At 50.5% G+C, this 12202-nt stretch carries 18 protein-coding genes; 9 read left to right on the plus strand and 9 right to left on the minus strand.

Annotation, left to right across the window (positions count from 1 at the left end; translation table 11 throughout):
• Nucleotides 1-43: 43 nt before the first annotated feature.
• The gene (locus KNP83_RS11850) at nucleotides 44-709 is read right to left on the minus strand and encodes an HAD hydrolase-like protein (protein ID WP_214762646.1); all 666 of its coding nucleotides are present in this window, start codon (nucleotides 707-709) and stop codon (nucleotides 44-46) included.
• A gap of 119 nt (nucleotides 710-828) precedes the next feature.
• Here KNP83_RS11850 and KNP83_RS11855 point away from each other — a divergent pair, with 119 nt between their 5' ends.
• A complete protein-coding gene (locus KNP83_RS11855; RefSeq protein WP_214762647.1) occupies nucleotides 829-1263 on the plus strand; it encodes a hypothetical protein in 435 nt (144 codons plus the stop codon).
• A gap of 117 nt (nucleotides 1264-1380) precedes the next feature.
• On the opposite strand, the gene KNP83_RS11860 is transcribed toward KNP83_RS11855, so the two are convergent.
• The 5 genes from KNP83_RS11860 to KNP83_RS11875 form a co-directional block, all read right to left on the minus strand.
• A complete protein-coding gene (locus KNP83_RS11860) occupies nucleotides 1381-2031 on the minus strand; it encodes a FusB/FusC family EF-G-binding protein (protein WP_214762648.1) in 651 nt (216 codons plus the stop codon).
• 132 nt (nucleotides 2032-2163) lie between these two features.
• Complete coding sequence (locus tag KNP83_RS11865; RefSeq protein WP_214762649.1) at nucleotides 2164-2430, minus strand: CD3324 family protein; 267 nt, start codon at nucleotides 2428-2430, stop codon at nucleotides 2164-2166.
• A 266-nt stretch (nucleotides 2431-2696) separates the two neighbouring features.
• Nucleotides 2697-3032: a carbohydrate-binding protein gene (locus KNP83_RS15235; protein ID WP_353048556.1), complete on the minus strand. Its 336-nt coding sequence runs from the start codon at nucleotides 3030-3032 to the stop codon at nucleotides 2697-2699.
• The gene (locus KNP83_RS15240) at nucleotides 3010-3276 is read right to left on the minus strand and encodes a hypothetical protein (protein WP_353048558.1); all 267 of its coding nucleotides are present in this window, start codon (nucleotides 3274-3276) and stop codon (nucleotides 3010-3012) included. The genes KNP83_RS15235 and KNP83_RS15240 overlap by 23 nt, the downstream gene beginning before the upstream one ends.
• Nucleotides 3239-3655 carry an alpha/beta hydrolase family protein gene (locus tag KNP83_RS11875; protein WP_214762650.1) on the minus strand — a complete coding sequence of 139 codons (417 nt, stop codon included), beginning with the start codon at nucleotides 3653-3655 and terminating at the stop codon, nucleotides 3239-3241. Before KNP83_RS11875 ends, KNP83_RS15240 begins: the two co-directional genes overlap by 38 nt.
• 84 nt (nucleotides 3656-3739) lie before the next feature.
• Here KNP83_RS11875 and KNP83_RS11880 point away from each other — a divergent pair, with 84 nt between their 5' ends.
• The 3 genes from KNP83_RS11880 to KNP83_RS11890 all read left to right on the plus strand — a co-directional run bounded on the left by KNP83_RS11880 (nucleotide 3740) and on the right by KNP83_RS11890 (nucleotide 7275).
• Complete coding sequence (locus KNP83_RS11880; protein WP_214762651.1) at nucleotides 3740-4513, plus strand: aminoglycoside 6-adenylyltransferase; 774 nt, start codon at nucleotides 3740-3742, stop codon at nucleotides 4511-4513.
• 77 nt (nucleotides 4514-4590) lie between these two features.
• Nucleotides 4591-5730, plus strand: a complete 1140-nt coding sequence (gene solA / locus KNP83_RS11885) for an N-methyl-L-tryptophan oxidase (RefSeq protein WP_214762652.1) — start codon at nucleotides 4591-4593, stop codon at nucleotides 5728-5730.
• Between the two features lie 99 nt (nucleotides 5731-5829).
• Nucleotides 5830-7275 (plus strand): DEAD/DEAH box helicase, encoded by a 1446-nt coding sequence (locus KNP83_RS11890; protein ID WP_214762653.1) that lies wholly within the window; start codon nucleotides 5830-5832, stop codon nucleotides 7273-7275.
• Between the two features lie 296 nt (nucleotides 7276-7571).
• Here the strand turns inward: KNP83_RS11890 and KNP83_RS11895 are convergent, their stop codons facing one another.
• Nucleotides 7572-8765 carry a DUF4317 domain-containing protein gene (locus tag KNP83_RS11895; protein ID WP_214762654.1) on the minus strand — a complete coding sequence of 398 codons (1194 nt, stop codon included), beginning with the start codon at nucleotides 8763-8765 and terminating at the stop codon, nucleotides 7572-7574.
• 255 nt (nucleotides 8766-9020) lie between these two features.
• Between KNP83_RS11895 and KNP83_RS11900 the strand changes: the two genes are divergently transcribed.
• Complete coding sequence (locus tag KNP83_RS11900; protein WP_214762655.1) at nucleotides 9021-9653, plus strand: HNH endonuclease family protein; 633 nt, start codon at nucleotides 9021-9023, stop codon at nucleotides 9651-9653.
• Between the two features lie 18 nt (nucleotides 9654-9671).
• The gene (locus tag KNP83_RS11905; protein WP_214762656.1) at nucleotides 9672-9914 is read left to right on the plus strand and encodes a hypothetical protein; all 243 of its coding nucleotides are present in this window, start codon (nucleotides 9672-9674) and stop codon (nucleotides 9912-9914) included.
• 270 nt (nucleotides 9915-10184) lie between these two features.
• Here the strand turns inward: KNP83_RS11905 and KNP83_RS11910 are convergent, their stop codons facing one another.
• Nucleotides 10185-10670: a peptide-methionine (S)-S-oxide reductase gene (locus tag KNP83_RS11910; RefSeq protein WP_214762657.1), complete on the minus strand. Its 486-nt coding sequence runs from the start codon at nucleotides 10668-10670 to the stop codon at nucleotides 10185-10187.
• A 106-nt stretch (nucleotides 10671-10776) separates the two neighbouring features.
• Here KNP83_RS11910 and KNP83_RS11915 point away from each other — a divergent pair, with 106 nt between their 5' ends.
• The 3 genes from KNP83_RS11915 to KNP83_RS11925 are packed head-to-tail and all read left to right on the plus strand — an operon-like array spanning nucleotide 10777 to nucleotide 11988.
• Nucleotides 10777-11295, plus strand: coding sequence for a hypothetical protein (locus KNP83_RS11915; RefSeq protein WP_251139356.1), 519 nt, complete (start codon nucleotides 10777-10779; stop codon nucleotides 11293-11295).
• A gap of 1 nt (nucleotide 11296) precedes the next feature.
• Nucleotides 11297-11560, plus strand: a complete 264-nt coding sequence (locus tag KNP83_RS11920; RefSeq protein ID WP_214762658.1) for a hypothetical protein — start codon at nucleotides 11297-11299, stop codon at nucleotides 11558-11560.
• Between the two features lie 56 nt (nucleotides 11561-11616).
• A complete protein-coding gene (locus KNP83_RS11925) occupies nucleotides 11617-11988 on the plus strand; it encodes a VOC family protein (protein ID WP_214762659.1) in 372 nt (123 codons plus the stop codon).
• 49 nt (nucleotides 11989-12037) lie between these two features.
• Here KNP83_RS11925 and KNP83_RS11930 read toward each other — a convergent pair whose 3' ends face one another.
• Nucleotides 12038-12199: a hypothetical protein gene (locus KNP83_RS11930; protein WP_214762660.1), complete on the minus strand. Its 162-nt coding sequence runs from the start codon at nucleotides 12197-12199 to the stop codon at nucleotides 12038-12040.
• Nucleotides 12200-12202: the final 3 nt, after the last annotated feature.

Below are 12202 nucleotides of genomic sequence, written 5' to 3' on the forward strand. Positions count from 1 at the left end.
TATCCTACTATACGGAACAATACCCAAATCGATTCATTCCCCTTCACAGGAGGACACGTCGTGTGGCAACAATCTCCGGAATATCTACCAGTTGATTGACGACATAATCCGCCTGCTGTAATTCCTCTTCTTGGGAAAAATCTAACCGACACCCGATGGATACGAGGCCGTTCGCTTTCGCCGCTGCAATATCAGAAAGTCGATCACCGACGACGAATCCGTCTTGAATGTTATGGGTTGTCAAGATGTGAGCGACCAAATCACTTTTATTCAACGTTTCGATTTGCTCGATGCTGTATGTTGCTGTAATCCAGTGGTGCAAGCCATAGTGCGACACAATCGCCTCTAAATAGGGGATTAAGCCGTTGCTCGCAATATACAGGGTACAATTCATGGATATTAGTTTTTCAAACAAAGCAACCACCCCTGGATAGAGTTCCCCGTTGCCACTTCGAATATTTTCGATTAAGCGGTTCAAGAAATAATCGTCTGTTATGGCTCGAACAGACATCGAATAATTAGGGAGCAACGTTTCCCACACGACAGGCAAAGGAACTCCCATAATCTCACGATATTGTTCAATCGGTGCATCACCTTCCCATCCCTCATTTTTGCATAAAAAATGAAACGTTTCGTCAAGTGCCTTCTCTAAGACGGTCTCTGTCCGAAACAAGGTACCGTCCATATCAAAAATAATGGAAGTGTTCATACATGTTCCCCCTACAATGAAATGACATTTAATGGTTTATTTATCATACAACTTTTTGTTCAACATGCACTACAATCAGTCACCATTCATCTGACATCATTCATTAAGGAGGAGCGTACTTGCTAAATCACATTTCAATCGAACTTGATGTACATTCGTTAACATACTCGAATCAAATCGTTGGTAACATCGCCTTTGTCATCGATTTTCATGATTATTTCCCGGGACAAGACTGGTCGGATTTCGTCGCCATCGTCTTGAACTGGTGGGTCGACAATTACCGTGCCCTCTTATTCGCCCCGTTGCGGGAGACATACTCGTTTCAATTTATGGACGGTCCAATCCAGATAGCGGCTAAAAAAGTGACCGCCACAGATGTCGAACTCACATTCGTAGAAGATAGTCATCCTAAGACGCCTATGGGAATTGTATCGCTTGAGGAATTGAAAGATGCACTCATCAAAACCAGTCATCAGTTACTCAATGCTGTGGACCGAAATGGCTGGGAAAACGAGGAAATCGAACAACTCCGTTATGGGATCAAAACGCTTTAAACATACTAAAGCGCCATCTCGTTTCACATCCGAAGTGAATATAAATCAAATCAGCATCGCTGTATATCTTTGATGTTTTAAAGCCAAAAAAGAATCGACGCACGGTCGATTCTCTGTTCACTCTTTTAACGCCGTTTCGACGAACGTCATCAAGGCGTCCAAATTGGTCATGTTCTCGTTGCATGAGGCACTGTCTGTACAAATATACGTCCCAATCGCTTTATAATAGTCAGGATTTTTCGCTTGTTTCGCTTTTGTGATGGTGACACAGTACGAGACTTCTGCAAACTGGTTACAGAAGGCGCAAATATTTTTCTTCGCGTTCGAGCTTGCCTTGAGCTCGATTCCCATAAGCTGATGATCCTTCTCGCAAACGATATATTTCCGATTGGAACGTAAGTCGTTCCAGCTCATGTAGGACATCCGATTCACATTAAAACTCGTTGCGTCCGGAAGCCTTAGCTTTTTCTGTTTGGGAAACATTTTTTTCACTTGTGGTTCCGTAACTTGAGGGAATGACCGGACATGAGGTCTTAACCCTTCTATGAAAACGTCATACGATTCATCTGTTTTTAAAGTCGATACGTCCATCATCGCAAGCTGAGATGGCGTCGCATCTGGAAACAGATATGCGATTTTAGCATTAGCCAAATCGATGACGGCTTGTAATACGGAAGCCGGTAAGCTTTTCTTTCGACTATCTCGAATGATCTCGACTTGTTCTCGAATGAAGTTGAATTGGTGGTTTTCCATAAAACGCTCTGACATGTTCCGTCATCCTTTCTCCATCCTGACTTCTTTTAGTGTAAAGGATTTTGCACTGCCTGATTGCACCGACTTCAAGTTAGAACTGTTTTATATAAAAAACGGCACAATCGCAACTATGCGTTGTGCCGTTGATTAATTTGAAGAGTAAACGATTTTTCGAATGGTTGTGACGGCCAAATGATATTCAGCCGCCAACTGGTCAACCCGAGACCCCTTCGCATAGGATGTTCGAATCGCTTCATTCCGTTGTTCAAGCAGCTGTTTGCCACCACTGACTGTTCCCCAGCGCTTCTTTTCTTGACCGGTCCGGGGGACGTAAAGCGTTTCCCCTTGGACGTATCGTTGAACTTCCTGAAGCAACTTCTCTGGAAGAACCTGTTGCGCATTTACGTACTTCATATCTGCTCGCTCCTTATAGAAAATCCGACAATAAGGAAGCAAAGCCGTTGTTGTAAAAGATTACCTAGCGATCAAATGAACCGTTCTGCCCCATGCAAACGATCGCCCTTGTGACAACTGGCTTTGCATGAGTGATTGAAGACTTAGAAAATCTCAAACGATTTTCCACGTATATGCGCCCCCCTTTCAAATCACAAGATGTTGACCTCATTATACAAAATTTCTCGTCATTTTTGAAAAGAATGCAGACGCACGCGTTTGAACGTTTATCCGTTTTTCATGCTGAACAAGTCGACGAGCGTGAACGTGATGTCTTTCACGTCGAGACCGCCGAGCGCGAAGTAGAGTTGCAAGTAGTTGTGCTGGTTCAAGAAGAACACTTGCTTCGTCTGCGTCACCCATTCCCCGTCCGTGCCGTTGAACGTGAACGTCGGGCCTGGGATGTTGTTGGCGAACAACGTGACCGGCATCTGGGCAAGTTCGCCCGCGTCCGACTTCGCCGTGATCATCACGTCGTATGTGCCCGTCTCATCGACCGAGACAGCGAAGACGTGTGTGCTCCCCGTCGATGTGTCGGCGTCACTCAGACTGAACAGCTTCACCGCTCTCAAGGTGGCGATACGTCACATCGAAATCGATGGCTTGTCCGGCCTCTTCGTCGAGCCCGACCACCTCGACCGTGCCGTCATGAATGCCGAGCTCGCGCTCCATCGCCGGAGACTGCAAAACGAAACGACAGATGTTCGCCGCACTCCGGAGCAGTTCACCGCGCGTCAATGTCCCAGCAGCGAGCGCCGCGCCCGTATTGTCATCGAACGAGTTCGTGTCCGGACGGTCGACGACCATATACAAGTCGTTTTGCGACTGGACCATCGCCGCCGTGAAAGAACACGATGGCCGGTAGCATCTCTTCCGTGCGTGGCCGATAGAGACGCGCCGGGATGTCGCCGTCCGGGCTCGGAATCGTGACGTGGTCTGTCGTGATGTCCGTCGTCGTCACATCCCGGTTCGGCCAACCCATGCTGGCACGCGCCGATGCCAAATCGAATGTCGGCTCCGACTCGGCTGCGGCATAGTCTTTGATGACGGCCAACACGCGCGAATCCAAATCCCCGCTGACATCCGAATCGGGAATCGGTTTGGTGATTGTCTCGACGCCGTCCTCATGATTTCGATTTTGCGACTGGCTTAAGTAATCTACGAGTTGTGCATAAGTTTGTTCCATCACTTCATCCTCCTGACATGTTTAAAGGGTTCGTCCTCGATTGGTAGAATAAGGATGTATCATCTACGAAAACGAGGTCTTGTTATGTACAGTACAGTCGAAAGAGATACACACTTCCAACACGTGCTTCACCATCTACAAACCGACACAGGTGTTCAAGGTGTCGTTCAGCTCGGCTCCGGTGCCGCAGGCTATCAGGACCAATACTCTGATATCGATTTAATGGTCGCTGCCCGTACTGGCGTTGACCCCCAATCCATCAAGCAGCATCTAGCCGGCTACTTTCTCCAGTTATCCCCGGTTTTCATCAAAGAGAAGCGGTTCGGACCGGATATCTTTTTATTGATCGTCCTACTTGAGAATCAATTGGAATTTAACATCTCCATCGCCCCGTTTGAAATCCTACCGGTCCGTTCCCCGCTTTGGAAGGTCGTCGCCGATCGAGACGGGCAACTCCTTCAACGAATGGAGGCTGAACATGAGCGGTTCATCGCGAGTCCTACCCAGTATGAGACCGGTGACGTTCCTTTCGAGTTCATTTATGCCTCGCTGGCTCTTGAGAAAGAGTTGAAGCGAGACAATCCCATCTATGCTTTGAAAATGCTCGAGACGTTGCGAGAGTTGACATTGACGGCTCAGGCGCTAAAAGAAGGACTGAAGGTCCATCAATTCAAGGCGTATCATACGTTGAACCGCTCGTTCATCGAAGGCTATTTACAGACGTACCCGGCCTCCATCGACGCAGTGTCAATCCGACGTGCCAAACAATCACTTCACGCCTTGTTTGCGAGCAGTTTGAAAGACCATCCACAATTCAAACTTGAACCGTATATGGAGCGCTTGCTTCAAGAACGATAAAACTTTCAAAAATTGACAATCTTCCTCTAGTTCCATACCATTCTACTAATACATAAACAGAAAGGTAGGAGGATTCTATGTCACAGCCAGTACGATACGACGTCGCCGTCATCGGGGCCGGCACGATGGGCATGTCAGCCGCCTCGTTTTTGACGGAACGCGGTGCCCATACGCTCGTTATCGATGCGTTCGACCCGCCTCACAACAAAGGTAGCCATCACGGAGACACCCGGATGATTCGCCACGCTTACGGGGAAGGTCGAGCCTATGTCTCACTCGTCAAACGGGCCCAAACGCTATGGGAAGAGCTCGACCGTGAAGCCCCGTATCCGATTTTTCAAAAGACGGGCGTGCTCGGTCTCGGGCCACGCGACTCGGCGTTTTTAGGTGAGACAATCGCCTCGGCCGAAAAGTATGAGTTGCCGCTCCAATTGTTATCGAAACAAGATGTCGAGGCGCGTTGGCCTGGGATTTCAATCCCCGACGACTATATCGGTTGCTATGAGACCGAGTCGGGACTGCTCTATAGTGAGAACGCGATTCGAGCATATCGTGAGCGGGCCGCCGCAAATGGCGCCGAGCTCGTCATGAACACACCGGTCGAGTTACTCGAGTTCCATGAGGACGGCGTCACCATCGTCACGTCTGAAGCAACGTTTTACGCGAAGAACGTAATCGTCACCGTCGGCGCATGGGCGAAGCAGCTCCTTCCCGACATATCGCTCCCGCTTCAACCGACTCGTAAAGTCGTCGGCTGGTTCGATGCGGACGAGATACTGTATTCAGACGCGACGCTCCCCTCATTCTTCGTCGAGGACGGTGACCGGATGTTCTACGGTTTCCCAAGTCTTGACGGGGCCGGACTCAAAGTCGGACAGACCGACGGCGGTCAGGCCATCGACCCGAACCTACATACGCAAGACTTCGGTCGCTATGAAACCGACGAGGGAGATTTGCGCCACTTCCTCGCGACGTATATGCCAAAGGCGAACGGAGACTTGAAGCAAGGGAAGACGTGCCTGTACACGATGTCGGACGATCATGATTTCATCGTCGATGTTCATCCCGAACATCCCAATGTTCTCATCGCCTGTGGCTTCTCCGGTCACGGCTTCAAGTTCGGCAGTGTCATGGGTGAAGTGTTGAGCCAGCTCACGCTAGACGGACAGACACCGTTCGATTTAAGCGGCTTTCGTCTTGACCGTTTTCGTGCATGAACGACGAACCGCTTCGTTTCGTGTATAATGAAGCGTAATCCAAATTGCTAATGAAAATTTCTCGAATAGAAGTTTCTTACACGAAAAAGAGGTAACCCTATGAATCAACCACGCTTTTCAGACTATCGCCTGAGCGAAGACATCCAGCGCGCGCTCGGCATCATGAAATACGAATCACCGACCGAAGTCCAACAGAAAGTCATCCCGCTCGCCCTCGAGCGTCAAGACTTGGTCGTCAAAGCCCAAACCGGAAGCGGGAAGACTGCCGCATTCGGCATCCCGGTCACCGAACTCATCGAATGGGAAGAGAATAAGCCGCAAGTGCTGATTCTCACACCGACGCGCGAACTCGCCGTCCAAGTCCGTGAGGATATGACGAACATCGGTCGTTTCAAACGCATCAAGGCGACCGCCGTTTACGGAAAAGAACCGTTCTCGAAACAACGTGAAGAATTGAAGCAGAAGACGCACGTCGTCGTCGGGACACCAGGACGCGTCATGGACCACATCGAACGGGAGACGCTCGTCCTCGATCAAATCGATTACTTGATTATCGATGAGGCCGACGAGATGTTGAACCGTGGCTTCCTCGCTGACGTCGAGGCGATTCTTCAAGAATTGCCGCGCGACCGTGTGACGATGGTATTCTCGGCGACGTTCCCGAACGACATCGAGCGCCTGTGCCAGAAGCACATGAACGAACCAATTCGTGTCGCCATCGAATCGAGCGGGGTCACTGCTTCGACGATTGAACACGGCTTGATTGAAGTGCGCCGCGAAGACAAGCTCGCCGTGCTAAAAGATGTGACGGTCGTCGAGAATCCGGACAGCTGCCTCATCTTCTGTCGGACGAAAGAACACGTCGACACGGTGTACACCGAGCTCGACCAAGCCGGTTACTCGTGCGAACGCCTCCACGGCGGCCTCGAGCAAGAGGACCGCTTCGCCGTCATGGAAGGGTTCAAGATGGGCAACTTCCGTTATCTCGTCGCTACCGACGTCGCGGCACGCGGCATCGATGTTGATAACGTCAACCTCGTCATCAACTATGACGTGCCGATGGAAAAAGAGAGCTACGTGCACCGGACCGGTCGTACAGGTCGTGCCGGTAACGCCGGGAAAGCGATCACGCTCGCGACGCCGTATGAAGGCAAGTTCGTACGCGCCATCGAAGCGTTCATCAAGTTCGACATCCCGGAGATGGATGCACCGACTGAACGAGAAGTCGCACGCAACCAAGCCGCGTTCGAAGAAAAGTTGAGCGGTCGACGTGTCGTTCGTAACAACAAGACGGCCCGCATCAACCAAGACATCATGAAGCTTCACTTCAGCGGCGGGAAGAAGAAAAAACTCCGCGCCATCGACTTCGTCGGGACAATCGCCAAAATTCCTGGCGTGTCGGCTGACGATATCGGCATCATCACAATCAACGACCAGATGACGTACGTCGACATTTTGAACGGAAAAGGTTCACTCGTCCTTCAGGCGATGGAATCGACACCAGTCAAAGGCAAGAAGTTGAAAGTGAGCAAGGCGAAAAAATAATCATTACTCTAGCCTCGACACCTCTCCACGCGGAACAGGGTTGAGGTTTTTTTGATTTATCCGCTATCATCGAAAGCGCTTTCGATAAATGTTAAAAAAATAAGCACTACCGAGAGAACGCTTTCAAGAGCATCATACCGATAACCGTTCCGAAATTCAACCATCCTTACGCGATTGTCAAAAAAAGGCTCAGACACATGTCTGAACCTCAGTCTTTTTGATGAAGAAAATCAAGCTTGTCCTCTCGAGGCAAACGAGGACTCGACTGGATAGCAAGGGCGGTCCTCCGCTTAGCATCAGTCCAACAGTTCTTCCGAGATCAGCTTGAATCCTTCGATTTCCGTGTCTTCTTCTAGTTCGATTAACAAACAGCGTTTCCCTTTCACGTTCACTTGTCTCACGTACTTCAAGTCTTGAGGACTGATTGAGATGTTGGCGACTTTCGTATTGATTTTAATCGATTTCGACGTATATTTCGGGACGACGCTACTCGCCTTCATCTCATATTGTCGGTCGTCGACGACTTGTTGGAACGCCGCCTCGACTTTCTCCGTCGTCACGTCCTCGACTCCGCTCGCCTTCAAGACGATTTCGACTGTGCGGGCATCAATCATCGGCACGGTCTCTTCCTCGTCCTCGCGTTCCGCTTCGGCGAGAATCATCTGGTTGATTTCATCGTAAACGGTAGCGAGCGTCCCCACGTTCACCTCTTCGCCGATGACAGTTTTGACGACTTCCTCGAACATCGCCTTCTCTTCGACCGCCGTCACAATCTCGGTACCGTTCAAGACGTTCTCGATGAAGCCGAAATCTGGTTGGTGCGCTTTCTGAGCTGCATATAAGATGTGGTTGACGTCGGCCGCGTTGTCCGTGAAGCACGGGAACATAAAGCCGCCGATTGGTGCATCGAGCTTGATGACGGGATTGATGAAGATGTTCGACTTGAACTCCCGCTCAATATAATCGAACACGAGCGACTGTTTCGGGAGCTCGGTCTGATTGATGCTGCATAGGATGAATCGTGACGTCCACACCTCATCACGCATGTCGATCTCCGTCTCCTCGGAATGACGACGCGTCGGCTTATTGTATTTGAAGCGGATGAACGTGACGACCATATCTTTCTCGAACGGAGCCTCCTGGACCATCTTGAGCGCAATCCGCTGCATCATACCGGCCCACTCCTCAATCTCGTCGGTCCGGAGCGCCTCATAGAGCAGTGTCTGCGTGTGGTCGGTCTGCCCGGCTTCCGGGTGCTGGAACTTCACTTCGAACAGCTTCTCGTCGATTTTACCACCGAGTACTTTCTTGAAGTTGGCGAGGAACAACTCTTGGTGCTCCTGCTCGACGAACGGGAACGAGCGTAACTCCTCGTAAAAAATCTCGTTGCTGTCCTGGCGAATATAAATATTATAAATGTCAGCGATTTTGACCGCTTCCGCATTCAATTTGAAATGCTTGCGAATCGCCGCGATGTCTTTTTGATTCATTCATTCCCACTCCTTCGTCCTTTGCTACAAACCGACTTCATTATACCAATAGTTAGGGTCGGCGCGTATGTCAGTAGTGCTAAAGCCGGGACGTCTGATGTCATGTATCATGCCCCTGACCTCAACTTTTATAATCGTTGGATTCATTTTTTGTAAATTTGCGTATTTCTCACTTCCTTGCCATGTATAGTCGATGTGCATCGTGCGTTTACGATGCGCGTCGTTCAGTCGTCATACATAATAGGAGGCACAAACATGTTCAAAAAATGCATCAGTTCGTTATTCGCCATCATCTTAGTCGCCACAACGCTCCACTTCACGACCTCACCCGCTTCGGCACTTCCCCCAAATATTCCGTCTAAAGCGGATGCACTCACCAAATTAAATGCGTTGACGGTGAAAACTGAAGGGGCGATGACCGGCTATAGCCGTGACTTGTTCCCGCACTGGAGTAGCCAAGGAAATGGTTGTAACACACGTCACGTCGTCTTGAAGCGCGACGCCGACTCTGTCGTCAATGAGTGCCCGGTCACAACCGGCACGTGGTACAGTTACTATGACGGCATCACGTTCACGTCTCCGTCAGATATCGATATCGATCATGTCGTTCCGCTGGCTGAAGCTTGGCGTTCAGGCGCAAGCAGTTGGACGACAACGAAACGTCAAAGCTTCGCCAACGATTTGAACGGCCCACAGTTGATTGCCGTCTCGGCCAGCTCGAACCGTTCAAAAGGAGACCAAGACCCGTCGACGTGGCAACCTCCGCGCACCGGTGCGCGTTGTGCCTATGCGAAGATGTGGGTCGAGACGAAGAGCCGTTGGGGACTCAGCCTTCAGTCAACAGAAAAGACGGCCCTCCAGACGGCGATCAACGCGTGCAGCTATTGATAGTGAAAGGAGTCTGTCATGAGTCAGCAATCTTCCATCTTTAAAGCATCCCACGGTGTCATGACCGAAGAAGTTGGTGTCATCAGCGGGGAACTCGAACTGAAGACGACGTGCCGCGAGGACGGCACGCTCGAACTCGCCATCACGTACGTCGGGGCGGCCGAGTGGTACACATTGCCCGGGAAAGATTACAAACTTCACGACGTGCGCGACCACGAAGTCGTACATCAACTACTGGTGAACGTCCTCGAACGGGCGTGATGTAGAAAGGAGTCTCGACACCTAGTTCCGGTGACGAGACTCCTTTTTTGGCGTGCTTACTTCACCATTTTGACGATGGCACGAATGACAAGGAAACTAACCACGATCACGATTCCAGCCAATAACAAACTGGCGCCACCGATGATGCCGAGTGTGAACATAATGGTCCTCCGTGATGACATGATTATGGTTTACCTTGACCACTATATCATCTGCCGCACCATCACATAAGCTAGGTTTATTTTTTCGTTACTGCCCGATTCAACATCTCTATTTATGCGCGGCCCGCTTATATTTCTCGAGCAACGCTTGCGGGATGTGGCAGTAATCGTCCGGGCATCGCGCGAGCCGGTCTTGATGCTCGTCCGCGCTCCGGACGTAGTTCGTGAGCGGACACACCTCGACCGCGATTCGGTCCGCGTCGCTGCGACTATCGATAAACGTGCGCGCGGCTTCCAAATGGCGCGGGTCTGTACTGTAGACGCCGGTCCGATACTTTTCACCGACATCCTCGCCTTGCCGATTGACGCTGTACGGGTCGATGATTTCGAACAAATAACGCATCAAGTCATGGACCGTGACCACATTCGGATTGAACGTCGTTTTGACGCACTCGGCGTACCCATCATAGTCCCCGTCAAGTGTATCCGTCGTCCCGTTCGCCCGTCCGGCCTCTGTTTCGATGACACCGGGCAATGTTTTGATGAACGCTTGGACGCCCCATAGGCATCCGCCTGCTAGATAAATGATTTGCATTGGATGGTCCTCCTTCAAATTTTAGTCAATACCTCCCACGATTCGGATTAAATGCGATACGATAAAATCAAAACTTCAATCACTGCAAAGATGCGGAGGTCTCCTTTTGAAAAAACTCATGCTGACCACATTTTGTACGATCACGCTCGTCTCAGGCGTCTATCACACGGCGACAGGAGAATCGTTCGTCACGATGAGCCAATCCGTCTCCGTTGACCATAGCGAAATCGAGCGCTATTTAACGTCCGAGGTGATGAATCCGAATTTCGGTGGCGAGGTGTGGACGACGTATCAAATCCTCGACACGAACAGCACGAAGAATGAGGTGTACGTCTGGGCGCTCATTCAAGAGTACGTACAAGAAGGAGATCGCTTTGAGCAGGGTTCGGGCATGTCCGCTCCCCTTGTATTATACCTTGACGACGATGACGAATCCTTTACGATTCAAGGTCATCGGTTGCCGCGGGACGGTTCATATTATCCGACCGATTTATGGGCGATGTTCCCGGTCCATGTCCAACTCGCGATTTCTCCGCATCCAGACGGGATCGTCACCAAACTACACGCACAAATGGAAGAAAAAATTTTGCTGCACCAGCAAGCGAAACATGGAAAGGAAGATTGACTTGAAGATCACGAAACGAGCGATGCTCCTCTCAACCGCGCTTCACCTGTTGTATTTCGTCGCCACGTTCGGGGTCGGATTCATCCGCACACTCAATTATGAACCTGATATCATCGCCGAGGCGGGCAACGTCACCACGCTTCACAACGAGGTGGCCATCGGGACGACCGGGTCCCCGTTCATCTACGTCTTCACATGGATCGGTCTCGGCATCGTCCTGGCGCTAGGAATGTTGACGGTCCAACGGATTCGCCAAACGCGTTAAACAAGGAATACATGCACCACACACGTAACAGACGCTATGTTTAGGAGGGATATCGGTTGAATCTTATTCAGCAAATCAGACAAATCTATGTGCCGGTGCACGATTTGGATCGCGCGGTCCGTTTCTACCGGGACACGCTTCAACTTCCACTCTTATTCCAAGCTGGCCAGCTCGCCTTTTTAGAATGCAGCAGTGTACGGCTCATGTTGTCGCGTCCTGAGAATGAAGACTTTGCGAAAGCGAGCTCCGTGCTGTATCTCCAAGTGAACAATCTCACTGAGGCGTATGAACAGCTTTTGGCGAAAGGCGTTCAGTTTATCGACGAGCCGCATCTCGTCGCGAAAATGGAGACCCTCGAGACGTGGATGGCTTTCTTCAAGGACTCGGAGGGCAATACGCATGCGTTGATGAGCGAGCTTCGCACGTGATGCGCGACCATACAAAAAGGAAATCTACGCGATTGTAGATTTCCTTTTCTTATAGATAGCCGAGCCGTTTCAAATCCTCATAGACGAGAGACGATAGGAGCGTTCTCCCTTTCCCGTTCAAATGGTCCGGATTATGGAAGTAGTCGCGCTGATTCACGAACCGTTCATCCGTCATATAGTTCAAGAACGGGACCAGTTTTTTCTGCTCCATGTC

The organism is Exiguobacterium sp. s146 (genome assembly GCF_018618415.1).
GTDB lineage: Bacteria > Bacillota > Bacilli > Exiguobacteriales > Exiguobacteriaceae > Exiguobacterium.